The sequence below is a fragment of the Aeromicrobium sp. EU05-FHT14F07 genome (genome assembly GCF_058790455.1).
Map to the genome: position 1 here is coordinate 1 of NZ_JBYTCR010000029.1, position 23,426 is coordinate 23,426.

Consider the following 23,426-nt stretch of genomic DNA (forward strand, 5'->3'; position numbering starts at 1 on the left):
CGTGGCAAGGATTCTTCCTTCTCGTGGACCGTTCCACGAGAAGGAAGAATCCTTCGTCCCCCCAACCCAAAGGGCACGCAAGATTCTGCATACGCGCGTTCGAGACTGAAGGCTTCTGCGTTCGCGACGGGATCCCGTAGCAAACGCAGCATCCTTGACCCTCCCGCACACGAACGCAGATTCTTGCGTCCACCGCGGACCACAGCCCGAGACCCGAACCCGACCCCCGCCCAACCGCCCGGTCGAGGCCCTTTCGGAGGCCAGGCCCAGCGCCAGCCGAGGCAGCGCACCAGCACGACGAGACCACCTACGGCAGCGCACCAGCGAGACAAGACCTCCTACGGCAGCGCACCAGCAGGACCAGACCCCCCTACTGCCCCGACTCGTTCGGGTCGCGCCAGGTGCGTTCGAAGGGCAGGCGCCAGGCGCGGGGGGCGATGAGCTGGTGGACAGCGTTGGGGCCCCAGGTGCCGACGGGGTAGGGGCGGACGGGAGGCGGGTCGTCGAGGAGGGGCTGGGAGACCTCCCAGAGCCGTTCGATGCCCTCAGCGGTCGTGAAGAGCGTCCGCTCCCCCTTCATCGCGTCGAGGATGAGCCGCTCGTAGGCCTCCAGCACCTCTCCGGCGCGTGCCGTGTCCTGCATCGCGAACTGCATCGAGAGCTTGTCGAGCCGCAGGCCGGGGCCGGGGCGCTTGCCGTAGAACGACAGCGACAGGCGGGAGGAGTCGGCGAGGTCGAAGGTGAGGTGGTCCGGTCCCGACAGCCCCACGCCCGACCCGGCCGGGAACATCGACTTCGGCGGCTCCCGGAAGGCGATGGAGATGATCCGCGCCCCCTGGGCCATCTGCTTCCCGGTGCGCAGGTAGAACGGCACGCCCGCCCAGCGCCAGTTGTCGATCTGCGCACGCAGCGCCACGAACGTCTCCGTCTCGGAGTCGTGCGAGACGCCCGGCTCCTCGCGGTAGCCCTGGTACTGGCCGCGCACGACGTCGGAGGGCCGCAACGGCAGCATCGAGCGGAAGACCTTGTTCTTCTCCTCGCTGATCGAGCTGGAGTCCAGCGACGTGGGCGGCTCCATCGCCATGAACGCGAGGATCTGGAACAGGTGGGTCACCACCATGTCCTTGAACGCGCCCGTGCCCTCGTAGAAGCCAGCCCGCCCCGACACCGACAGCGTCTCCGGCACGTCGATCTGCACGTGGTCGATGAACGTGCGGTTCCAGATCGGCTCGAACAGCCCGTTCGCGAACCGGAACGCCAGGATGTTGAGCGCGGCCTCCTTGCCGAGGAAGTGGTCGATGCGGAAGATCTGGTCCTCGTCGAACACCTCGTGGATGCGGGCGTTCAGCGCGCGGGCGCTCTCGAGGTCGGTGCCGAACGGCTTCTCCATGATGATGCGCGACCGCTCGACCAGTCCCGCCTCGTCGAGGGTGCGGACGACGTCGACCGCGGCCTTGGGCGGCACGCTCAGGTAGTGCAGCCGGCGCGGCGCACCGCCCAGCTCCTCCTCCAGTCGACCCGCCACCTCCGCGAGCCGCGCGGGCCCGTCGGCGACGTTCACGTAGTGCAGCTTGGGCGCGAAGTCGTCCCACTCCTCCTGCGGCACCGGCCGCCCGAACTCGCGGCACGCCTCCTGCGCGAAACGCCGGAACCCGTCGTCGTCGAGGTCGTCCATCGAGACGGCCACGATGCGCGAGTCCGCCACCAGCCTCGAGCGCAGCAGGTGCAGGATGCCGGGCAGCAGCTTGCGGCGGGCCAGGTCCCCCGTCGCGCCGAAGAGCACGATCAGGTGCGGGTCGCTCATGGCCCGAGACTAGACCTGTCGCGTTGCGCCCAGGTGAACGTCGGCACCGCGCAGGTCAGGTCGGCGGGCGACGACCGGCCGCGGTCTCGGCGACGTCGAGCCGGCCGAGGACCGTGTCGAGCACGCGCGAGTCGTAGCGTCCCTCGGACCGCAGCTCGAGGAGGGCCTCGCGCTGGTCCTCGATCACGGCGCGACGCAGCAGGCCGAAGTCGCGCAGGCGTCGGTCGCGCTCCGGTCCGTCCTCCCCCGCCCACTCCCACTCCGCGGCGGGCGTGCGGCGTCGGCGCACCTGCTCGACCGCCGTCGGGTCCAGGCGACGGCCGTCGAGCCCGTCCTGCGCCACCTCGGTGCAGCGCGCGTCGGCCACCTCCCCGAGCGCGTCGAGCAGGGCCCGTACCTGGGCGCGACGCTGCTCGGTCCGGTCCGACTCGGCGCCCAGCCGGCGCACCACCCACGAGAGCGTGCCGCCCTGCACGAGCAGGGAGAGTCCCGCGACGCAGAAGGCGGCGAGCACGAGCAGGCTGCGCTGGGCCGTCTCCGGCGGCAGGGTCTGCGCGGCGGCCAGGGTGATGACGCCGCGCATGCCGGCCCACACGAGCACGATCCCGTCGCGTCTGCCGAGCCGCTGCTCCTCGTAGAAGACCAGGTCGGCCTCGCGGCGGGCGACCGCCTGCAGCGCCCGTTCGCGCCGACGCTGCGACAGCTGCTGCGCCTAGTCCGAGGTGAGGTACTCGCGGAACGTCGCCAGGCGCGGCCGGTGTCGTCCGGCGGCCTGGCGACCGCGGCGCAGCTCGAGGAGCAGCAGGGCCACCCACACGGCCCGTCCCACGAGGAGGACGCCGAGCGCGATGGCCGTGACGACAGCGAGCTGCGACCACGGCTGGCCCGACGCGTCGAAGTCGGCCAGGAGGGGGCGCAGCTCCAGACCCATGACGAGGAAGACGGCGCCCTCGAGCAGGAAGGCGATGGTGCGCCAGTTGACCTCCTCGGCGATGCGGTCCTCCGCCCGCAGCTCGACGAGTCCGCGGGTGCCGGTGACCAGGCCGGCCACGACGACGGCGACGAGCCCCGACCCGCCGAGGTGCTCGGCGGGGGCGTAGGCGAGGAACGGCACGACGAACGAGATCGACGTCGCGACCGTGGCGTCCTCCACGAGGGACCGGACGAAGAGGCTGACCGCGGCCACGAGCAGACCGACGACGACGGCCACCAGCACCGCCTGCACGAAGTCGAGGCCGACGTGCCAGAGCGACGCTGACGCGCCCGAGGTGGCGACGGCGGTGCGCAGCAGGACCAGCGCGGTGGCGTCGTTGAGCATGCTCTCGCCGTCGAGGACAGTGACGAGCCGCGGAGCGACGCCGGTACGCCGGACGATGGACGTGGCGACGGCGTCGGTGGGGCTGACGATCGCGCCGAGCGCGAACGCCTCCGCGAACCCGATGCCCGGCACGACGAGCGGCAGCAGCCAGCCGAGGGTCAGCGCCGAGACGAGGACCAGCACGACCGACAGGCCGCTGATCGCCTTGAAGTCGCGGCGGAAGTCGAGCGCGGGCATGTTGACCGACGCCGCGTACAGCAGCGGCGGGAGCACCCCGGCGAGGATCGCCTCGGGCGGCACCTCGAACGCCGGCACCCCGGGCAGGAAGGAGATGCCGACACCGGCGACGACGAGCAGCAACGGTGCCGCGACCCCGATCCGTCCCGCGACCGACGTGACCGTGACGATGACGAGGACACCGGCGACGGCGAGGAGCAGGAGGTCCATGCGGACCATCGTGACACCGGCGACCCATGGTGCTCGGTCCCCGGGACCCGGCCCACCGCGAGGCCCTACGATCCGACCATGCGCCGCCTTCCCGTCCTGCTCGTCCTCGGCCTCCTGCTCGGAGCCTGCGCGCAGGACCCCGAGCCGCCGCGCTCGTTCCCCATCATCGGCGAGCGCGTGTGGGCGCGGTTCGACGACAGCGGCTCGGTCAGCGAGACCGCCACGGCCAACGAGCCGGTCCGCGTCGTGAGCGTGCAGCTCTCCTGCACGGGCGACAGCGGCGACCAGGAGCTGACGGTCACGACGCCGCTCGGCACCGCTGGACAACCGTGCCCCAACACCTCGCGCGAAGGATCGATCAGCCAGAGCCTGGCCGACGGGACGGAGCCCTATCCCGCAGGCGACCTCCCCGTTCGGGTGGACGCCCCCGACGGAGTTCGCTGGTCCGTCGCCGTGACCGTGAACGCGTCGGACGCCGCGGGCATCGTCCAGTGACCTCGCTCCTCAGATCAGCCGACGGTCGCTCGCCCACTTCGTGAGCTCGTGCCGGCTCGAGAGCTGCAGCTTGCGCAGCACGCTCGACACATGGGTCTCGACGGTCTTGACGGAGATGAACAGCTCCTTCGCGACCTCCTTGTAGGCGTAGCCGCGGGCGATCAGGCGCATCACCTCGCGCTCCCGCTCGGTGAGGCGGTCGAGGTCCTCGTCGACCTGCGCGACCTCGATGGTCCCGGCGAACGCGTCGAGCACGAAGCCGGCGAGCCGCGGGCTGAACACGGCGTCGCCGGAGGCCACCCGGTGCAGCGCGTCGACGAGCTCGGCACCAGAGATCGTCTTCGTCACGTACCCCCGGGCGCCGGCCCGGATGACGCCGATGACGTCCTCCGCGGCATCGCTGACCGACAGGGCCAGGAACCGCACCTCGGGTGCCTGCGGCAGCACGCGGCGGATCACCTCGGCCCCGCCGCCGCCCGGCATGTGCACGTCGAGCAGGACGACGTCGGGACGCGTGGCCAGGACGGCCGGCACGGCCGTGTCGACGTCCTCGGCCTCGCCCACCACGACGACGCCCGGGTCCTTCTGGAGCTCGGCGCGCACCCCGGTGCGGAACATGGCGTGGTCGTCGACCACCAGGACGTGCAGGGGGTTCATCGGGGCTCCTCGGGACTCGCGGCGGGCTGGGACAGGGGCATGGTGAGCGCGACCTCGGTGCCGTCCGGGCCGCTGCGGACGCGGGCGGTCCCGCCGTGGTTCTCGACCCGGCCGACGATCGAGCCGCGCACGCCCATCCGGTCGTCGGCGATCGCGTCGGGGTCGAAGCCCGTACCGCGGTCGCGGACGAAGACCTCGACGACGCCCTGGCCGACCTCGGCGTAGACGTCGACGCGGTCGACCCCGGCGTGCTTGGCCGCGTTGACGACCGCCTCGCGCGCGGCACGGACGACCGCGACCAGGTCGGCGTCGAGCGGCGTGTCCCCGACGACGACCAGCTCGACGGCGATCCGGTGCGTCTCCTCCACGTCGGCGCGCACGTCGCGCAGCGCGGCCGCCCACGAGTCGCCGGGCAGCTCCTCCTCGCCGTACAGCCACGAGCGCAGCTCGCGCTCCTGACGCCGCGCGAGGGTGGCGACCGCGGCCGGGTCGGACGCGTTCTTCTGCAGGAGCGCCAGCGTCTGCAGCACGGAGTCGTGCAGGTGGGCGGCGACGTCGGCACGCTCCTGCGAGCGGATCCTCTCGCGCCGCTCGCTGCCCAGGTCGGTGACGAGCGAGACGACCCACGGTCCGAGCAGCAGGAGCAGCCCGACGACGGCGACGAGCAGCGCCAGGCCGAGGTCGCGCACGGCGGAGAGGCCGCGCTCCTGCGTCAGGAGGTAGAGGACGCCGAACGCGACGAGGCCGAGACCCGCGGCCACCCGCAGCACGAACCCGCCTCCGGACGTCCGGGTGAACCAGGACTGCCACGCGGCGTCGTCGAGCTGACGCCACACGACGGCGATCCCGCCCACGACCACCAGCAGCGGAAGGAGCATCGACCCGCCCGGGCGGGCCCCGCCCTGCACGAGGAGCAGCACGCCGACGCCGACCGCCAGCACCGCGAGGGTCTGGACGACCTCGACCCCGCCGGGGCGGCCGGGGACACGCAGACCACGACGCGTGGCGGCCTCGAGGCCCGGGGACAGGTCCGGCCCGCGCAGCGGCAGGAACCGCCAGAGGAGCAGGTAGGCCAGCACGCCTGCGCCGTTGAACCACGTGGCCACGACGAAGCCGACCCGCACCCACAGCACCGGCACGCCGAGGTGCTCGGCGACGCCTGCCGCGACGCCACCGACCAGCCGGTGCTCGGCGGGCCGGTAGGCGCGCCGCACGGGACGGGTCGGCGCGTCGGTGGGAGTCACCTCGGCATCGTCACACGCGCGCGCGAGCCGCCGCCACCAGGTGGACCACCCGGGCGACCCCGAGCCGTCGTCGCCACGCACCAGGGTCGGACCAGGGTCGCGCCGGATGGTCCCGCCCCCTCCCCCGCGCCGAGGATGGAGCCATGAGCACCACACCACCTCCCGGCTCCCCCACCGACCAGACCGGGTCCGACGAGACCCGCACCGCTGCCACCCCGCGGGCGGGCGCCCGCGCCTTCGACGACCTCCGCCGCAGCGACGACGACCGACTCGTGGCGGGCGTGTGCGGCGGCGTGGCGCGCCGCCTCGACGTCGACCCGGTCCTCGTCCGCGTGCTCACCGTCGTCCTGTGCTTCGTCGGCCTGGCCGGGGTGATCCTCTACGTCGCCGGCTGGCTGCTGCTGCCGGAGGACGACGAGCCCAGCAGCCTCGTCGCCCGCTGGTTCGACCTCGGCGCGTCGCAGACGCAGGTGCGCGACATCGGCCTCGTCGGGGCCGGTGTGCTCGCCGTGGTCGCGATCGTCGGCGACGGCGGCTGGGGGTGGGGCGGTGGCGCGGTCTGGCTGGTCGCCGTGGTCGGGCTGCCGGTGGCGTTCGTGATCTGGCTCGCCCGCCGCAGCGGCAGGCCGTCGACGGCCGCGGACGCGGCGGCTGCCGACCCCGCGTCGGGACCGAGCGGGACGAGCACGCCCTCCGCCGGGCCGGGCTGGCCGGGCGGACCCGAGGACACGGCGGTGCTCGAGCGACCCGCTCCCAACCGCGTCGACGACGTCCCGCCGCCTCCCCCGGCGTCGAGGCGCCCCGCGCAGCCGAAGCCTCCGCGCCGCCCGCGCGAGCCCTACAGCTGGGTGCCCACCCTGCTCGGCCTCTCGCTCACCGCCATCGCCCTGGCCGTCCTGCGGCTCACCGCGGACCCGGCCTGGCCCGTGTACGTGGCCCTCGCCCTCGCCGTGCTCGGCGCGGTGCTCGTACTGAGCACCTTCACCCGTGGCGGCGGGCCGCTGGTCGTCGTCGGCCTCGCGCTCCTGCCACTGCTCGCGGTCGCGTCGGTGCTGCCGACGCTGCGCACCGGTGAGCAGGTGGTGCGCCCGACGACGACGGCGGAGGTCCGGTCCACCTACACGCACGGTGTCGGCAGCTTCGAGCTCGACCTGGGCGCCGTCACCGACCCCGAGGACCTCGTCGGTCGCACGATCCGCGTGGACACGGGGATCGGCGAGACCCGCGTCTGGGTGCCCGAGGGCCTCCCGGTCGTGGCCAAGGCGTCGGTCGACGCCGGCGACCTCGAGGTGCTCGACACGCGCCGCAGCGGCGTGGGCCAGGAGGTCGGGCCGACCGGTGGGTCGTTCCCCGACGCCCTGACCGTCGTGGTCGACCAGGGCCTCGGCCGCGTGGTGGTGGACGCCCGGTGAGCACCGCCGACCACGACGAGCCGACTTCCCCCGCGACCTCCGACAGGAGCACCATGAGCACCCCCGAGACAGCCCCCACTCCCAGCCCGACCCCCGGCCCGACACCGATGGGCGACGCCCCGAGGCTCACGCCGCGCCGAGTGCACCCGTTCAACACGTTCTTCGGCCTGGTGTTCCTGGCCGCGGCAGGCTCCTGGTTCGCCCACGACCAGGGCCTGCTGGACGGCGTCGACGTCGGCCGGCTCGTGGCGGTCGCCCTGATCGCGCTGGGCGGGTTGGGGCTGGTGGCGACGATCCTGGTCGGTCGCCGCGGCCGGCGTGGACGCGTCGGCACCGTCCCGGCGACGCCCCCGGCCGAGACTCCGTCGTCGTCAGGCTCCGACGACGCCTGACGTCGAGCGGCCCGCGACCCACGCCTCGCGGGCCGCCACCGCGGTGGCGGCGTAGTCAGAGAAGACCCCGTCGACACCGGCGTCGAAGAACGCCCGGTACTCCGCCGCGGCGTCGCCGGCAGCGGCGCGGTCGGCGCTGGTGCGGAAGTCGGCGGGCAGGAAGTTGTTCTCGTCGCGCATCGTCCACACGTGCACGAGCAGCCCGGCCGCGTGGGCCCGACCCACGAGCCCGGTCTCGCCGTCGAGCCAGTGCCCCGTCCGCCGGGCGATGACCAGGGTCTTGTTCGGGCCGATCCCGTCGACGTGGTGGGCCAGGTCGGCCAGCGCCGCGCTGGTCGTCAGGTCGGCGTACGTGCGCGGGTCGCCGGTGGACTCGAGGTCCCAGGGTGCGCCCTTGCGGTCCATCAGCTGCACGAGCGTCAGGGGCGTCCGTGGCCTGAGCCCGCGCAGGTTCCCGGTCTCCATCGACTGGACGACGACCGGCACGTCGGCGTCGGTGCGGTTGAGGTCGGCCCGGTCGAGGACGTCGAGCAGCAGGTCGTCGAGGTCGAGCCCCCGCTCGCGGAAGTAGCTCGGGTGCTTGGTCTCCACGTACACCCCGACCCGGCGAGGCGCCTGCCGCGCGATGTCGACCACCTCCTCGAGGGTGAGCACCTCCTCTGTGCCGGCGAGGGCGAGGTTCTGTGGCCGTAGCTGAGGGAGACGCTCGCGGACCCGCAGCGTCTTGACCTCAGCGAGCGTGAGGTCCTCGGTGAACCACCCGCTCGTCCACACGCCGTCGACCCGCTTGGTGGTGCGCCGGTCGGCGAGCTCCGGGTGGTCGGCGACGTCGGTGGTGTGACCGATCTCGTTCTCGTGCCGCACCACCAGGTGTCCGTCGCGGGTGGCCACGACGTCGGGCTCGAGGTAGTCGGCGCCCTGCTCGATCGCGAGCAGGTACGACCCGCGCGTGTGCTCGAGCCGGTGACCGGGCACCCCGCGGTGCCCGATGACCGTGGGGACGGGGGGCCAGGCGGCCGGACCGGTCATCGCCTCAGGGTTCCAGCAGCGCGGGGCTCAGAGCGACCCGGCGATGGCGGCGACCGCGGTGAAGAACGCGAGCAGCGCCGAGATCGGCACGGACCACAGCGTCGCGATCGTGATCGAGACCGTCGTGCCGATCTTCGGCGGCACGAACCAGCGAGCCCGCGGCAGGTCGTCGACGCCCTCGATCCAGCGACCGGTCATGCCGACGCCCGACCAGACGCCCTTGAGCCGGGACACGAAGCGGAGCCCGCCTCCACCGGCGATGCTGGTGAGCGCACCCCGGGCCTCCTCGACCTTGTCGGACAGGCTGACCGCGATGCCGAGCTCAGTGGCCAGCTGCTCCGGCTCCTCCACCGCACGCAGCAGACGCAGGCGCCGCACCGCGAACGCGGCCGGCGCCAGCGCCACGACCAGCGCGACGACGGCGAGCACCGTGCCCGTGGTGCCGCCGGCGGCCAGCCCGAGCACGACCGTGGCGACGAGGAACGGCAGGGGCGCGAGGACGAGCACGAGCGACGGGACGCGCAGCAGCCGCACGGTCGGGACGATGACGGTCACGGCACGGCGCGCCGCGTCCTCCGTCTGGCCGTCGACCCGCGCCGTCGCCCCGTGCACGGCGCGGTTCGTGCGGTCGCGCCAACTGCGTCGTCGGGGTCCCTCCTGCGTCGCCATGACCCCAGCCTAGAGGTCGGTCCCACCTCGGCCTCGCCCGTAAGCGCGCGGCAACATCCGGGCAACACGGCCTCACTAGCGTCGTGCTCCGGTCGCACGGCGCGGCGCGGGGCGAGGGAGCACCATGACACAGCAGCACGAGACACCCGTGACCTCGGGCTCCGGCGCGAGCGCCCAGGAGTACCTCGAGAAGCGTCAGCTCCAGCGAGGCACGGCGGGCTGGGTCCTGCTGGCCGGGCTGGGCGTCAGCTACGTCGTGTCGGGCGACTACTCCGGCTGGAACTTCGGCCTCGCCGAGGGCGGCTTCGGCGGGCTCGCCGTCGCGACCGTGGTCGTCGCGGCCATGTACCTGGCCCTCGTGCTGGGGATGGCGGAGCTGTCGTCGTCGCTGCCCGCAGCCGGCGGCGGCTACACGTTCGCCCGGCGTGCCCTCGGACCGTGGGGCGGGTTCGCCACCGGGACCGCCATCCTCATCGAGTACGCCATCGCCCCGGCGGCGATCGCGACCTTCATCGGCGCGTACGTGGAGTCGCTCGGGCTGTTCGGCATCACCGACGGCTGGTGGGTCTACCTGGCCGTCTACGCGCTGTTCATCGGCATCCACCTCGCGGGCGTGGGCGAGGCGCTCAAGGTCATGTTCGTCATCACCTCGGTCGCGCTCGTGGGCCTCGTCGTCTTCGCGGTGGCGGCGTTGGGCGACTTCGACGTCTCGCGCCTGACGGACATCGCGCCGACCGGCGCCGCCGGGGCGTCCGAGCTGCTCCCCTTCGGCTACCTGGGCATCTGGTCGGCGATCCCGTTCGCGATCTGGTTCTTCCTCGCCGTCGAGGGCGTGCCGCTGGCCGCCGAGGAGACGGCCGACGCGGAGCGGAACGTGCCGCGCGGGATCATCGCGGCGATGGCGGTGCTGCTGTTCACGTGCGTGCTGGTGCTCGTGCTCGTCCCGGGCGCCGGGGGCGCGGAGGCGATGGCGTCGTCGGGCAACCCGCTGGTGGAGGCCCTCGGCGGGGGCGCTGCCGCCACGGTCGTGAACTACATCGGGCTGGCGGGTCTCGTGGCCAGCTTCTTCTCCATCATCTACGCGTACTCGCGCCAGCTCTTCGCGCTGTCCCGTGCGGGCTACCTGCCCACGTCGCTCTCGGTGACCAACCGACGCAAGACGCCGACGCTCGCGCTCGTGGTGCCGGGCGTCATCGGCTTCGGGCTGTCGCTGACCGGGGAGGGCGCGCTGCTGCTCAACATGGCGGTGTTCGGGGCGGCGCTCAGCTACGTGCTGATGATGGTCAGCCACGTCGTGCTCCGTGTGCGCGAGCCCGACATGCCACGCCCCTACCGGACCCCGGGCGGCGTGCTCACGACCGGCTTCGCGCTCGTCGTCGCGGCGCTCTCCGTGGTGGCCACCTTCCTGGTCGACAGCACGGCGGCCCTGTGGTGCGTCGGCGTCTTCCTCGCCTTCATGGCCTGGTTCGGGCTCTACAGCCGCCACCACCTGGTCGCCGCGTCCCCCGACGAGGAGTTCGCCGCGCTGGCGCGCGCGGAGGAGGACCTCGGGTGATCCGGCGGCACACGCTCGGCGGTCGGACCTACACGTTCGACGGCCTCGTCGACCTGATGGCCAAGGCCACGCCGGTCCGGTCGGGCGACCAGCTGGCCGGCTGCGCGGCCGAGTCCGACGCGGAGCGTGCCGCGGCCGCCTGGGCGCTGGCGGACGAGCCGCTCGCCACGTTCCTGCAGGAGCAGGTGGTGCCGTACGAGAGCGACGAGGTGACCCGGCTCATCGTCGACGCGCACGACGCCGAGGCGTTCGCCCCCGTCGCGCACCTGACCGTGGGCGGGTTCCGCGACTGGCTGCTGGCGACGTCGACGCGTCCCGACGCGGCGGCCACGCTCACGACGGTCGCCCCCGGGCTCACGCCCGAGATGGTGGCGGCCGTCTCCAAGCTGATGCGCAACCAGGACCTCGTGCTCGTGGCGCAGGCCGCGCGGGTCACGTCGGCCTTCCGGACGACGATCGGCCTGCCGGGTCGCATCGCGACCCGCCTCCAGCCCAACCACCCGACCGACGACCCGGCGGGCATCGCGGCCGCGACGCTCGACGGTCTGCTCATGGGCTCGGGCGACGCGGTGATCGGGATCAACCCGGCCACGGACTCGCCCCAGGCGACGGCCCGGCTGCTGCACCTGCTCGACGACCTGCGGCAGCGCTTCGACATCCCGATGCAGTCGTGCGTGCTGTCGCACGTGACGACAACGGTCGACCTGATCGAGCAGGGTGCGCCCGTCGACCTGGTGTTCCAGTCGGTGGCGGGCACCGAGGGCGCCAACGCCTCGTTCGGGGTCGACGTGCGCATGCTCCTGGAGGCCAACGAGGCGGGCCGCTCCCTCGGCCGCGGCACGGTCGGGGACCAGGTGATGTACCTGGAGACGGGCCAGGGGTCGGCGCTCTCGGCGGGCGCCCACCTCGGCACCGGGGGCCGACCGGTCGACCAGCAGACGCTCGAGACCAGGGCGTACGGACTCGCGCGGGCCCTCGACCCGCTGCTCGTCAACACCGTGGTCGGCTTCATCGGACCGGAGTACCTCTACGACGGCAAGCAGATCGTGCGGGCCGGTCTCGAGGACCACTTCTGCGGCAAGCTGCTGGGTCTGCCGATGGGCGTCGACGTCTGCTACACGAACCACGCCGAGGCGGACTCCGACGACATGGACACGCTGCTCACGCTGCTCGGCGTGGCCGGTGCGGCGTTCGTCATCGCCGTGCCCGGCGCCGACGACGTGATGCTCGGGTACCAGAGCCTGTCGTTCCACGACGCGCTCTACGTGCGGCAGGTGCTGGGGCTCAGGCCGGCGCCGGAGTTCGAGGCCTGGCTCGCCGGTCTCGGCATGGCCGACGGGCAGGGTCGCGTGCTGCCCGTCGACCTCGACGCCTCTCCCCTGCTGTCGATCGCGAGCGGGTCGTGAGCATCGGCGACGCCGGCTCGCCCGACGTCACGGCGAGCGACCCGTGGTCGGGGCTGCGCCGCACCACGCAGGCCCGGATCGGGCTCGGGCGGGCGGGCAGCTCGCTGCCGACGCGGCGCGAGCTGGAGTTCCGGGCCGCGCATGCCGCCGCACGCGACGCGGTGCACGAGCCGCTCGACGTCGACGCGCTGGTGCCGGGCCTCGACGCGCTCGGCCTCGGACCCACGCGACGGGTGCGCAGCCTGGCCGAGGGGCGCGGCGAGTACCTCCGCCGCCCCGACCTCGGTCGACGTCCCGCGTCGCTCGACGGGCTCGACGCGGGCGGCGACGCCGACGTCGCGGTCGTGCTGGCCGACGGCCTGTCGCCGCGGGCGGTCGCCGAGCACGGCGTCGCACTCGTGACCGCCCTCGTCGACGCGCTCGGCACGGGTCTGCGTGTCGCCGCGCCGGTGGTCGCCACCCAGGCCCGGGTGGCGCTGGGCGACCACGTCGGCGCCGCACTGGGCGTGCAGACGCTGCTCGTCGTCATCGGCGAGCGGCCCGGCTTGTCGGTGGCCGACAGCCTCGGGATCTACCTCACGCACGACCCTCGACCTGGGCGCACCGACGCGGAGCGGAACTGCATCTCCAACATCCACCCACCGGACGGCCTCGGCTACGCGGCGGCGGCCCGGGTGGCCGCCGCCCTCGTCGACGGATCCCGACGGCTGGGGCGATCGGGCGTGGCGCTCAAGGACTCCTCGGCCCTCGACGACGCCACGGCAGAGGCGCTGGACACCGGACCGTGAGGTCCGGCACGTCCCACTAGGGTGCACGCGTGGCCGTCCTCCTCTCCCTGCTCTCCGCCCTCTCCTACGGGGTCTCCGACTTCCTCGGCGGGCTGTTCGCCAAGCGCTCCGGACCGTGGCAGACGGCCGTGGTCGGACAGACGTCGTCGACGGCGTGCACGGTCGCCGTCGCCGTCTTCATCGCCGGCGACCCGGTCGGCGCCGACTGGACGTGGGGCGTGATCGGCGGCGCCGGGTCGGGCGTCGGGGCGGCCTTCCTCTACCGCGGCCTCGCGGGCGGCCGGATGAGCGTCGTGGCCCCGCTGTCAGCGGTGGTGTGCGCGCTGCTGCCCGTGGCGGTCGGGCTGGTCACCGGGGACCGGCCGAGCGTGCTGGCCCTCGCGGGGATCGTCGTCGCGTTCCCGGCCATCGCCCTCGTGTCGCGGGTGGTCGAGGAGGACGCCGCGGCACAGGCGGCGCACCGCGGCGGCGTGGTCGACGGCGTGCTCGCGGGACTCGGGTTCGGCGTGCTCTTCGTCGCCCTCGGCCAGGTGCGCGACGAGGCGGGCCTGTGGCCGCTGGCCGTGGCGCAGGGTGCCGCTGCCGTCGTCGTCGTGCTGCTGGCCGTGGCGCTGCGCGAGGCGTGGGTGCCGCGCGACCGGCTCGCCTGGCGTGCGGTGCTCATGGGACCGCTGGGCGCGACCGCGACGACCGCGTTCCTGCTGGCCACGCGCGAGGGGCTGCTCTCGGTGGTGTCGGTGATCTCCTCGCTGTACCCGGCCACCACCGTCCTGCTCGCGACCCTGGTGCTCAAGGAGCGGATCCAGGCCTGGCAGGGAGTCGGGCTCGCGCTGGCCGCGTCGGCCGTGACGCTCGTCGCCCTGGGCTGAGCGGGCCCCGCACGGCGGACTACTTCAGGAACTTGCTCGTGGAGCGGTCCTTGAGCGGCTTGCCGCCGGTCTGGCAGGTGGGGCAGTACTGCAGGGAGGAGTCGGCGAAGACGACCTCGGCGACCGTGTCGCCGCAGACGGGGCACGCCTCGCCCGCGCGTCCGTGCACCCGCATGCGGGAGCGCTTGCCGTCCTTCAGCTCCGACGCGGGCTTGCCGTGCGCCTCGGCCATCGCCTCGCCCAGCACGGCACGGATCGCCACGTCGAGCCGCTCCACCTGCTCGGCGTCGAGCTCGGACGCGAGCGCGAACGGCGACAGCCTGGCCGCGTGCAGGATCTCGTCGCTGTAGGCGTTGCCGATGCCGGCCACGATCTTCTGGTCGCGCAGGAACCGCTTGACCTGCATGCGCCGCCCCTCGAGCAGCGGCGCCACCGTGAAGCCCTCGACCATCGGGTCCGGCCCGAGGGCCGCGATCCCCGCGACGTCCTGCGGGTCGCGCACGACGTAGACCGCCAACCCCTTGCGGGTGCCGGCCTCCGTGAGGTCGAACCCGACGTGCGGGCCGTCGCCGTGGTCGAGGCGGACCCGGGCGGCGAGCGGACCGTTGCCCATCTTCAGCCGCTTCTCGGTGAGCTGGTCCGACCAGCGCAGCCACCCGGCCTTCGCGAGGTGCACGACGAGGTGCAGGCCGTCGACGTCGAGGTCGAGGAACTTGCCGTGCCGCCGCACGTCGGTGACCTGCAGACCCGCCAGCGACGACACGGGCGGGTCGTAGGTCTTGAGCACGGCGAACGACGCGAGCTCGACCTCGGCGACGACGGCGCCCACGGCGCGCTCGCGCAGGAACGCGGCCAGCGCGTCGACCTCCGGCATCTCGGGCACGTCACGAGCCTAGTCCGAGACGCCTCCTGACGTCAGGGCGTGTCGTGGCGGGCGTAGAAACCCTCCATCGCGGGCCAGGAGGTGCGGCGGGCGGCGCGGCCGGTGAGCACGCCGAGGTGCCCGCCGGGCGCCTGCACGAGCTGGACGTCCGGCGCACCCGTCAGCAGGTCGACGAGGTGGCTGACGGCGCCGACCGGCGCAAGGGTGTCGTCGAGCCCGGCCACCACGAGCACCGGAACGTCGATGTCGGCCAGCCGCAGCTCACGTCCGCCGAGCTCCACCACCCCCGTCGCGAGCGCGTTGCTCCGCACGACCACGTGGTACAGCTGCCCGAACGTGCGACCCGGGTAGGCGTACATGTTGTCCGTGAAGCGGTCGACGGCCTCCAGCTGCGCGAGGAAGTCGCGGTCGTCGGCGTGCGTGAGGATGGCCAGCGGCTTGGTGAGGTACTTGTCGAGCGCGGAGATCTGGAACCCGAGCCTCGTGAGCGGGGCGGGGACGCCGCCGAGGGTGCGGTAGGCGGCGCTCACCAGCCCGCTCGCCACGGCGTTGACCGGACGGGTGATCGCGATCAGCGGCACCTGCGTCAGGTCGAACGGCGACGCGACGGCCGTCGCCGACGCGAGCGGCAGCGTCCGGTCGGAGGCTGCGGTGAAGATCGTGAAGATGCCGCCCAGCGACCAGCCGGCGAGGTGCACGGGCCGCTCCCCCGCGTCGTCGTGCACGTGCCGGACGGCCTGCGGGACGACCCGACCGGTCCAGTGCTCGATGCCGAGGTCGCGGTGCTCGAAGCTCACCGGGCCGTAGTCGACGAGGTACACCGGGCGCCCCTGCTGCACGAAGTACTCGACCACGCTGCACCCACGGCGCAGGTCGAACGCGAGCGCCGGTGCCGCGAGCGGGGGCACGAGCAGCAGCGGGTCGCCGTGCTGCTCCGTGCCCGGGTACGGGTCGTACCGGAACAGGCTCGCGTGCTCGGTGACCTTGACCAGCGTGCGCGGCGTCGTCCGCAGGTCCGCGATCCGTCGCCCCTGCACCACGTCGCGCAGGTTCCCGACCGCCGCACCCAGGTCGTGCGGGACGTGCGGTCGCGGGACGAGCGGGAGGGGCATGGTTCCGGATGATGCCAGACGCCTCCCTCTGCCGCCGGACGGGCGGGTGGGGTGGGCTTGCTGGTGCGCTGGCGGCGCTCGTCGTGGCCCTGCTGGTGCGCTGCCGTCGGGGGTCTGGGGTGGTGGTGCGCTGCGGCAGGGGGTCTGGGGTTGCTGGTGCGCTGCCTCGGCTGGCGCTGTGTCTGGTCGCCGAAAGGGCCTCGACCGGGCGGCTGGCAACGGTGCTGAGCTGGGTTCTCGGGCTGCGGCTCACGTGGGACCCAAGATTCTGCATTTGTGCGTGGCTGGCCCAAGATTCTGCGATTGCGCGTGGCGGCGGTGGATCCGCCACCTTCTGGACGCTCTTCAGGTGGCGGATCCACCGCTGCCCGGGGGCGGGCGCGGAAAGATTCTTCCTTCTCGTGGAACGGTCCACGAGAAGGAAGAATCCTTCGTCACCCCAACGCAAACGGCACCCAAGATTCTGCATTCACGTGATTGAGGCCGAACGCTTCTGCGTTCACCACGGGATCCCGTAGCCAACGCAGAAGCCTTCGAGTCCCAACGCACGAACGCAGAATCCTGCGTCCCACGCGAGCCACAGCCCGAGACCCGAAGCCGACCCCCGCCCAGCCGCCCGGTCGAGGCCCTTTCGGAGACCAGACACAGCGAAGGCCGAAGCAGCGCACCAGCAGGACAAGACCCCCTACGGCAGCGCACCAGCAAGACGAGACCCCCTGAGGCAGCGCACCAGCAAGACGAGACCCCCTGAGGCAGCGCACCAGCAGGACGAGACCCCTGACGGCAGCACCCCACCGAGCCCAGACCCGCGAGCAGCGCACCCGCAGGACAGACGCCCGCAGCCCCACGCCCACCCTCACCCGAACGTCAGCACCAGCAGCGACAGGTTCAGGACGATGACCACGCCGGCGACGGCACAGGCGGCGACGGTGGTCGCGGGGCGGTTGACGTGCTCGCCCATCACCGCGCGGCTGGCGGTGAGGCGGACGAGCGGGACGAGGGCGAAGGGGATGCCGAGGGACAGCACCACCTGCGACACGACGAGCGCGCGGCTCGGCTCGACCCCGAGCGCGAGGACGACGAGCGCCGGCACGACCGTGACGACGCGGCGCAGCAGCAACGGCACCCTGACGCCGAGCAGGCCGTGCATCACCTCGGCGCCGGCAGCGGCGCCCACGGCCGTCGACGCCAGCCCCGAGCCGAGCAGCGCCACCGCGAAGAGCAGCGCCACGCCGGCGCCGAGCTCGGAGGTCACGAGCGCGTGCACACCCGTCAACGTGTCGGTGCCCGGGAGGCCCTGCAGCCCGGCGGCGGCCACGAGCAGGAGCGAGAGGTTGAGCAGCCCGGCGAGCGCCAGGGCGAGCACGACGTCGGTCCGGGTGGCGCCGAGCAGGTCGCGCACCGACGTGCCGCGACCCCGGTCGCCGAGCCGCGCCGACGTCAGGCCCGAGTGCAGGTAGATGACGTGGGGCATCACGGTCGCCCCGACGATGCCCGACGCGAGCAGCACGCTCTCCGTCCCGGCGAACGTCGGCACCAGGCCGCCCGCCACGTCCGCCGGAGCCGGCGGGTTCACCACCAGACCGGCCACGAAGCCGACGGCGATCAGCCCCAGGAAGCCCAGGATGGTGCGCTCGAGGGCGCTCTGGCCGCGCAGGTCGCCGATGCGCAGCACGAGCAGCGACACCGCCGCCGTCACGACCGCCCCGAGGACGAGAGGCAGGTCGAACAGCAGGGACAGCGCGATCGCCCCACCGACGACCTCCGCCAGGTCGGTGGCCACCGCGACGGCCTCCGCCTGGAGCCAGAACGCGACCCTGGGCCCACGTCGCAGCCGTCGGCCCAGGTGCGACGCGAGCGACGTGCGGGTAACGAGACCGAGCTTGGCGGAGAGGTACTGGACGAGCACGGCCATGACGTTGGCCAGCACGACCACCCACACCAGCGCGTAGCCGAACCGGGCGCCCGCGGTCACGTTGGTGGCCACGTTGCCCGGGTCCACGTACGCGACGGCGGCGACGAAGGCCGGGCCGAGGAGGACGGCACGGCGGCGCCACGACGTCGGCCCGAGCATCCCCGCAGCGTAGCCGCGGTGGTGCTCGGGCCGATCGGGACGCGTGGTCCGGCCGTTCGGGTCAGGCGACGGGGCGCGCCTGGCCTCCGCCGCTGCGACGACGGTTGCGGTTGCGGTTGCCGCCCTGGCCGGCGGGGCGACCCTGGCCACCGCCGGTACCGGCGCCGCGACCCTGGCCACCGGCGGAGCGCTGTCCGCCGGGACGCTGCCCACCGGAGCGCTGACCGCCGCCGGTGCGCTGGCCACCCGACCGCTGGCCCCCGCCGGAGCGCTGGGCGCCCGACCGCTGGCCGCCGCGTCCACCGGCCGACCCCGGCTCGGGGAGCGTGCCGCTGGCCGCCAGGGCCTCCGGCGTCAGGGGCGACGGCGCCGTCGCGGCGTCGTGCTGCCGCGCGGTCACGCCGGCCTTGGCCTGCAGCGCCATGACGTCGCGCAGGTCCTCACGCGTCGTCATCGTCACGACGGTGCCCGCCTCGCCCGCGCGGGCGGTGCGTCCCGAGCGGTGCGTGTAGGCCTTGTGCTCGGCCGGTGCGTCGTAGTGCACGACGAGCTTGACGTCGTCGACGTGGATGCCGCGCGCGGCGATGTCGGTGGCGACGATGACGTCGGCCGCACCCTTGCTGAACGCCGCCAGGTTCCGCTCACGCTTGGCCTGGTTCAGGTCGCCGTGCAGGTCGACCGCCTCGATGCCGGCGGTCGTGAGCTGGCGCGCCAGGCGCGTGGCGCCACGTCGTGTGCGCGCGAACACGATGGTGCGGGGGTTGTCGGCCAGCAGGCGCGAGGCCGTGGCCAGCTTCTCGGTGCGCGGGGTCACGAGCACGTGGTGCTCCATGCGCGACTCCGGCTCCTGCGCCGACTCGATCTCGTGGAGGTCGTGCTGCGGCAGGTGACGTCGCACGAGGCGGTCGACGTCGCCGTCGAGCGTCGCCGACAGCAGCAGACGCTGGCTGGTGGAGGGCGTCATCGCCACGAGCGCGTCGACCGGCTTGAAGAAGCCGAGGTCGCACAGGTGGTCGGCCTCGTCGAGGACGGTGATCTCGACGTGCTCGAGCGTGCACGCCCGGCGGTCGACGAGGTCGGCGAGACGGCCCGGCGTGGCGACGACGAGGTCGACGCCGTCACGCAGCTGGTGCATCTGCTTGTTGATCGGCGTGCCGCCGAGCACCGTCATGATCCGCAGGTGCAGGGGCGCCGCGAGCGGTGCGAGCGCGCGCTGGACCTGCGTGGCGAGCTCACGCGTGGGCACGAGGATGAGTCCGCGCGGCGCCTTGGGACGACGGGTGCCGCCGGCGAGCTGGTCGAGCACGGGCAGGCCGAACGACAGCGTCTTGCCCGAGCCGGTGCGGGCGCGGCCGAGCACGTTGCGGCCAGCGAGCGCCGACGGCAGCACGGCCTGCTGGATCGGGGTCGGCTCGACGATGCCCTCGCGGGCGAGGGCCTTGACGAGCGTCTTCGGCAGACCCAGGTCGGCGAAGCCGGACGAGCGCGGACCGGCCGACGCGGCGTCCGCGGAGGAGGGGGTGGAGGTGGACGGGGAAGGGGTGGGCAGCACACGGCCGCCGGCAGGCTGGTTCACAGAACTCTCAGACATCGTGGGCCCGGGCCGCTCTGCGGCGCACTCGTGACGAGGCGACGCGGCCTGCTCGGGCGGAAGGGGGAGGCCCTACCGAAGATGATCCGGGGCTCCCATGGAAAGGCCAGCCTAGCAGCCGACCACCCCGAACCCCGCATCGTCGCGGCGTGCGTCCCGTCACGACAGCACGCCGGCGTGCGGCTACAGGAACTGCAGCGGGTCGAACTCCTCGATCGGCACGACGCGGATCCGCGGCAGCTCCTCGTTGAACGCGTGCACGTCGTACTCGAGGTCGTAGAACTCCAGGCCCCGCTCCACGAGCGGGACGAAGGCGCTGCTGCGCATCTCGCGGAACGCCAGGAGCGCGGTGCGTCGGGTCCCGACCAACGCGCCCAGCTGGGGCACGAAGTCGCCGTCGTTGCTGGCCAGGACGACGTCGTCCTCGCGCTCGGCGAGCGCCTCCAGCGTGCGCTGGATGGCGATGTCGACGACCTTCTGGTCCGGCGTGCCGGACAGCAGCACCGGCCGGAAGTCCATGGCGGTCAGCGCCTGGACGAACGACATCGGCACCTCGCCGTTGGCCGCGATGAAGAACAGGCCCTGCGTGGGCTGCTCCCACTCCGCCGCGACGAAGGACAGCACGCGGTCCCAGCGGGGTCGCTCGTGCGGGTGCGGGCGCCGGCCGAGGATCGACTGGCCGAGGGTCGCGTCGATGTTCTCGCCGTCGACGAGCACGTAGGTGCGGCGTTCCATGCGCCCACCCTAGTGCGACCTCGGGCGGGCCCGCGTCAGAGCAGGGTCAGCAGGCCCAGCACACCGACCGCGACGCCCAGCGCCAGCGAGACGCCGATCAGCACGGCGTGCACGCGGTAGAACGTCGTGGTGCGGCCCGCGGCGTCACGCGACCGGTCGTCCTTCGCGATCCGCTGCCAGAAGCGTGGCCAGATCAGCAGGTTCCAGGCGGCCGTCACCAGCAGCAGGACCGACCAGCCCAGAGGGAGCGTCACGTCAGACCGACGTGAGCTGGCGGACGGCGGACGTGAAGAACGCGAGACCATCGGTCCCGGGACCACAGAGGTCCTCGACGGCGTGCTCCGGGTGCGGCATGAGGCCGACGACGTTGCCGCGCTCGTTCGTGATGCCGGCGATGTCGCGCAGCGACCCGTTCGGGTTCGAGCCGACGTAGCGGAACACGACCTGACCCTCGCCCTCCAGCCGGTCGAGCGTGGGCTCGTCGGCGATGAAGCCGCCCTCGCCGTTCTTGAGCGGAATGGTGATCCGCTGGCCCTCGGCGTAGTCGCTCGTCCAGGCGGTGTCAGGGTTCTCGACGACGAGCACCTGGTCGCGGCACACGAACGTCCGGTGGTCGTTGCGGATGAGCGCGCCGGGCAGCAGGTGCGACTCGCACAGGATCTGGAAGCCGTTGCAGATGCCCAGCACCGGCATACCGCCCTGCGCGGCCGCGACGACCTCCGTCATGACGGGCGCGAAGCGGGCGATCGCGCCGCAGCGCAGGTAGTCGCCGTAGGAGAACCCGCCGGGCAGGATGACCGCGTCGACGCCCTTGAGGTCGTGGTCGCCGTGCCACAGCGCGATGGGCTCGCCGCCGGCGAGTCGGACGGCGCGCTGCGCGTCGACGTCGTCGAGCGAGCCGGGGAAGGTGACGATACCGATCTTCATGGTCGTGTCCTCACGACTCGACGCGGACGGTGAAGTCCTCGATGACGGGGTTCGACAGCAGGGTCTCGGCGATCTGGTGCACCTCGGCGAGGGTCGACTCGTCGGCGAGCTCGACCTGCAGCTCGAACCGCTTGCCCTGGCGGACGTCGGAGACGCTCTCGAACCCGAGACGCGGGAGAGCGCCGTGGACGGCCTTGCCCTGCGGGTCGAGGATCTCGGGCTTGGGCATGACGTCGACGATGATGCGGGCCATGGCGGCATCCTATCGGCGTGCCGGCTCGCCCCCTGCACTCCGGCCCCTCCATCGGCCCCTTCGGACGGCACGGCCGCGTCGTCCGACGTACGGTCGGAGCATGCGCGTGAGTGTGATCGGGCTGGGCGCCATGGGCGCCGGCATGGCCGCGTCGGTCCTTCGGGCCGGCATCGCGACGACCGTCTGGAACCGGAGCCCGGAGAGGTCCGAGCCGCTGCGGGACCAGGGTGCCGACGTCGCCGCGACCGCCGCCGAGGCGGTCGCCGACGCCGACGTGGTCGTCGTCTCCCTGTTCGACGAGGCGTCCGTGCAGGAGGTGCTGGAGCAGGCCCTGGCGGCCTCCCCTCCGACGACCGTGTGGCTGCAGACCGCGACCGTCGGCCCGGAGGGCGCACGACGACTGCACAACCTGGCGGAGCGGCACGACCGGGTGCTCGTGGACGCGCCGGTCCTCGGGACGAAGAAGCCCGCCGCCGACGGCGCGCTGACCGTGCTCGCCTCCGGTCCCGAGGAGTCGCTCACCGCGGCACGTCCGGTCCTCGAGGCCATCGGGGCACGCACCCTCGTCGTCGGCGACGCCGCCGGGCAGGCGAGCGCCCTGAAGCTCGCCTGCAACTCGTGGGTCGCGTCCGTCACCGCCGCTGCCGCGCAGGCGCTCACGCTGGCGCGGGTCCAGGGCGTCGACCCCCACCTCTTCCTGGAGGCGATCAAGGGCTCGGCCGTCGACACCCCCTACGCCCACCTCAAGGGTCGCGCGATCCTCGACGACGAGCTGACGCCGTCGTTCGGCGTCGACGGCGTCCTGAAGGACCTCTCCCTGATGCTCGACGCCGGCGCGGACGTCATGGACACGTCGCTCCTGGAGTCCGTGCGCGACCGCTTCGCCGCGGCCTCGGCCGCCGGACACGGCGCCGACGACATGGCCGCGGTGGTCGTCGGCTTCGAGCCCCGCTGAGCGCGCCGTGACGCGCCGCTACCCGGGCCGACGCTGGCTCGACCGCTCCCTGCGGGACGTCGTGTCCCGCGACCACCGCATGTCCCCCGCCGCGTTCCGTCGCCGCCAGTGGGTCACCGCCGGCTTCGTGGTGCTGGGCGCCCTCGTGCTCGGCGTCTCGCTGCGCGTGGAGCCCGGCAGTCCCTGGTTCTACCCGCTCACGTTCGGGCTCGCGGCGGTGTGGACCGTCGGCGCCTTCGCGTCCGGGCGGCTCTACCTGGGCCACATCGTCACCGACGACCCCGACGACGAGGACGGCCTCGCGCGGCCCGTCGTGCAGCCCATCGCCATCGGCCTCGCGCTCGCGGGCGTGTTCGTCGTGGGCGCGCTCGTCGTGCGGGAGGTCCCGCTGCTGTCCGACCAGGTCGAGAAGGTGCTGGGCTTCGCGACCGAGGGAACGCTGCCGCTGCTGGTCGTCGTCACCGCCGTCAACGGCGTGGCGGAGGAGCTGTTCTTCCGCGGGGCCGCCTACGCCGCGATCCCCCGGCACCCCGTCGTCTGGACGACCGTGGCCTACACGGCCGCGACGCTCGCCACGGGCAACGTCATGCTCGCGTTCGCCGCGATCCTGCTGGGCGTGGTCGTGGGGCTGCAGCGCCGCGCGTCCGGCGGCATCCTCGCGCCCGTCCTGACCCACTGCACGTGGTCGCTGACGATGCTGCTCGCCCTGCCCCCGATCTTCGGGCTGCGCTAGCTGTACTTGGCGGGGACGTTCATGACACTCGGCTGATCGGGGGCAGTCCTGCGAGGGCTGAGTGGCGTCGTTGATTGT

The 23,426-nt window shown here is 73.3% G+C and carries 24 protein-coding genes; 9 read left to right on the forward strand and 15 right to left on the reverse strand.

The window, feature by feature from the left end:
- Positions 1-370: 370 nt before the first annotated feature.
- The 3 genes from zwf to AC3WRM_RS17650 form a co-directional block, all read right to left on the reverse strand.
- On the reverse strand, positions 371-1,804 hold the full coding sequence (gene zwf, locus AC3WRM_RS17640; RefSeq protein ID WP_492249883.1) for a glucose-6-phosphate dehydrogenase: 1,434 nt from the start codon (positions 1,802-1,804) through the stop codon (positions 371-373).
- 55 nt (positions 1,805-1,859) lie between these two features.
- Positions 1,860-2,405: a hypothetical protein gene (locus tag AC3WRM_RS17645; protein ID WP_492249882.1), complete on the reverse strand. Its 546-nt coding sequence runs from the start codon at positions 2,403-2,405 to the stop codon at positions 1,860-1,862.
- Positions 2,406-2,516: 111 nt separating this feature from the next.
- Entirely contained in the window at positions 2,517-3,569 is a 1,053-nt protein-coding gene (locus AC3WRM_RS17650; protein ID WP_492249881.1) for a cation:proton antiporter, read from the reverse strand.
- A gap of 78 nt (positions 3,570-3,647) precedes the next feature.
- On the opposite strand from AC3WRM_RS17650, the gene AC3WRM_RS17655 reads away from it, so the two are divergent.
- Positions 3,648-4,064: a hypothetical protein gene (locus AC3WRM_RS17655; protein WP_492249880.1), complete on the forward strand. Its 417-nt coding sequence runs from the start codon at positions 3,648-3,650 to the stop codon at positions 4,062-4,064.
- 9 nt (positions 4,065-4,073) lie between these two features.
- On the opposite strand, the gene AC3WRM_RS17660 is transcribed toward AC3WRM_RS17655, so the two are convergent.
- Together AC3WRM_RS17660 and AC3WRM_RS17665 are read right to left on the reverse strand one after the other, a co-directional pair.
- Positions 4,074-4,721, reverse strand: a complete 648-nt coding sequence (locus tag AC3WRM_RS17660; RefSeq protein ID WP_492249879.1) for a response regulator — start codon at positions 4,719-4,721, stop codon at positions 4,074-4,076.
- The gene (locus AC3WRM_RS17665) at positions 4,718-5,965 is read right to left on the reverse strand and encodes an ATP-binding protein (RefSeq protein ID WP_492249878.1); all 1,248 of its coding nucleotides are present in this window, start codon (positions 5,963-5,965) and stop codon (positions 4,718-4,720) included. Before AC3WRM_RS17665 ends, AC3WRM_RS17660 begins: the two co-directional genes overlap by 4 nt.
- A gap of 143 nt (positions 5,966-6,108) precedes the next feature.
- On the opposite strand from AC3WRM_RS17665, the gene AC3WRM_RS17670 reads away from it, so the two are divergent.
- Positions 6,109-7,377: a PspC domain-containing protein gene (locus tag AC3WRM_RS17670; RefSeq protein WP_492249877.1), complete on the forward strand. Its 1,269-nt coding sequence runs from the start codon at positions 6,109-6,111 to the stop codon at positions 7,375-7,377.
- A 53-nt stretch (positions 7,378-7,430) separates the two neighbouring features.
- Positions 7,431-7,769 (forward strand): hypothetical protein, encoded by a 339-nt coding sequence (locus AC3WRM_RS17675; protein ID WP_492249876.1) that lies wholly within the window; start codon positions 7,431-7,433, stop codon positions 7,767-7,769.
- Here AC3WRM_RS17675 and AC3WRM_RS17680 read toward each other — a convergent pair.
- Both AC3WRM_RS17680 and AC3WRM_RS17685 read right to left on the reverse strand, forming a co-directional pair.
- Complete coding sequence (locus AC3WRM_RS17680) at positions 7,749-8,798, reverse strand: glycerophosphodiester phosphodiesterase family protein (RefSeq protein ID WP_492249875.1); 1,050 nt, start codon at positions 8,796-8,798, stop codon at positions 7,749-7,751. The two genes, AC3WRM_RS17675 and AC3WRM_RS17680, sit on opposite strands and share 21 nt — an antisense overlap.
- Before the next feature lie 27 nt (positions 8,799-8,825).
- Positions 8,826-9,467 (reverse strand): hypothetical protein, encoded by a 642-nt coding sequence (locus AC3WRM_RS17685; RefSeq protein WP_492249874.1) that lies wholly within the window; start codon positions 9,465-9,467, stop codon positions 8,826-8,828.
- A 124-nt stretch (positions 9,468-9,591) separates the two neighbouring features.
- Between AC3WRM_RS17685 and eat the strand changes: the two genes are divergently transcribed.
- Genes eat through AC3WRM_RS17705 form a run of 4 tightly spaced genes read left to right on the forward strand, consistent with a single transcriptional unit; the run spans position 9,592 to position 14,085 of the window.
- A complete protein-coding gene (gene eat / locus AC3WRM_RS17690; protein ID WP_492249873.1) occupies positions 9,592-11,022 on the forward strand; it encodes an ethanolamine permease in 1,431 nt (476 codons plus the stop codon).
- A complete protein-coding gene (locus tag AC3WRM_RS17695; protein WP_492249872.1) occupies positions 11,019-12,428 on the forward strand; it encodes an ethanolamine ammonia-lyase subunit EutB in 1,410 nt (469 codons plus the stop codon). The genes eat and AC3WRM_RS17695 overlap by 4 nt, the downstream gene beginning before the upstream one ends.
- A complete protein-coding gene (gene eutC, locus AC3WRM_RS17700) occupies positions 12,425-13,216 on the forward strand; it encodes an ethanolamine ammonia-lyase subunit EutC (protein ID WP_492249871.1) in 792 nt (263 codons plus the stop codon). The genes AC3WRM_RS17695 and eutC overlap by 4 nt, the downstream gene beginning before the upstream one ends.
- A gap of 29 nt (positions 13,217-13,245) precedes the next feature.
- Positions 13,246-14,085, forward strand: a complete 840-nt coding sequence (locus AC3WRM_RS17705) for an EamA family transporter (protein WP_492249870.1) — start codon at positions 13,246-13,248, stop codon at positions 14,083-14,085.
- Between the two features lie 19 nt (positions 14,086-14,104).
- On the opposite strand, the gene AC3WRM_RS17710 is transcribed toward AC3WRM_RS17705, so the two are convergent.
- The 8 genes from AC3WRM_RS17710 to purS form a co-directional block, all read right to left on the reverse strand.
- Positions 14,105-14,959 carry an Fpg/Nei family DNA glycosylase gene (locus AC3WRM_RS17710; RefSeq protein ID WP_492249884.1) on the reverse strand — a complete coding sequence of 285 codons (855 nt, stop codon included), beginning with the start codon at positions 14,957-14,959 and terminating at the stop codon, positions 14,105-14,107.
- A 41-nt stretch (positions 14,960-15,000) separates the two neighbouring features.
- Positions 15,001-16,080 (reverse strand): alpha/beta hydrolase, encoded by a 1,080-nt coding sequence (locus AC3WRM_RS17715; RefSeq protein WP_492249869.1) that lies wholly within the window; start codon positions 16,078-16,080, stop codon positions 15,001-15,003.
- Between the two features lie 856 nt (positions 16,081-16,936).
- Positions 16,937-18,154 (reverse strand): Nramp family divalent metal transporter, encoded by a 1,218-nt coding sequence (locus AC3WRM_RS17720; protein WP_492249868.1) that lies wholly within the window; start codon positions 18,152-18,154, stop codon positions 16,937-16,939.
- Positions 18,155-18,215: 61 nt separating this feature from the next.
- On the reverse strand, positions 18,216-19,730 hold the full coding sequence (locus tag AC3WRM_RS17725) for a DEAD/DEAH box helicase (protein WP_492249867.1): 1,515 nt from the start codon (positions 19,728-19,730) through the stop codon (positions 18,216-18,218).
- 198 nt (positions 19,731-19,928) lie between these two features.
- Complete coding sequence (locus AC3WRM_RS17730) at positions 19,929-20,480, reverse strand: NYN domain-containing protein (protein WP_492249866.1); 552 nt, start codon at positions 20,478-20,480, stop codon at positions 19,929-19,931.
- 35 nt (positions 20,481-20,515) lie between these two features.
- Entirely contained in the window at positions 20,516-20,734 is a 219-nt protein-coding gene (locus tag AC3WRM_RS17735) for an SCO4848 family membrane protein (RefSeq protein ID WP_492249865.1), read from the reverse strand.
- 1 nt (position 20,735) lies between these two features.
- A complete protein-coding gene (gene purQ, locus AC3WRM_RS17740) occupies positions 20,736-21,407 on the reverse strand; it encodes a phosphoribosylformylglycinamidine synthase subunit PurQ (RefSeq protein ID WP_492249864.1) in 672 nt (223 codons plus the stop codon).
- Positions 21,408-21,417: 10 nt separating this feature from the next.
- Entirely contained in the window at positions 21,418-21,660 is a 243-nt protein-coding gene (purS, locus tag AC3WRM_RS17745) for a phosphoribosylformylglycinamidine synthase subunit PurS (protein WP_492249863.1), read from the reverse strand.
- Between the two features lie 100 nt (positions 21,661-21,760).
- On the opposite strand from purS, the gene AC3WRM_RS17750 reads away from it, so the two are divergent.
- The gene (locus AC3WRM_RS17750; RefSeq protein WP_492249862.1) at positions 21,761-22,615 is read left to right on the forward strand and encodes an NAD(P)-dependent oxidoreductase; all 855 of its coding nucleotides are present in this window, start codon (positions 21,761-21,763) and stop codon (positions 22,613-22,615) included.
- A 7-nt stretch (positions 22,616-22,622) separates the two neighbouring features.
- Positions 22,623-23,348, forward strand: coding sequence for a CPBP family intramembrane glutamic endopeptidase (locus tag AC3WRM_RS17755; protein ID WP_492249861.1), 726 nt, complete (start codon positions 22,623-22,625; stop codon positions 23,346-23,348).
- The last annotated feature ends 78 nt before the right edge of the window (positions 23,349-23,426 follow it).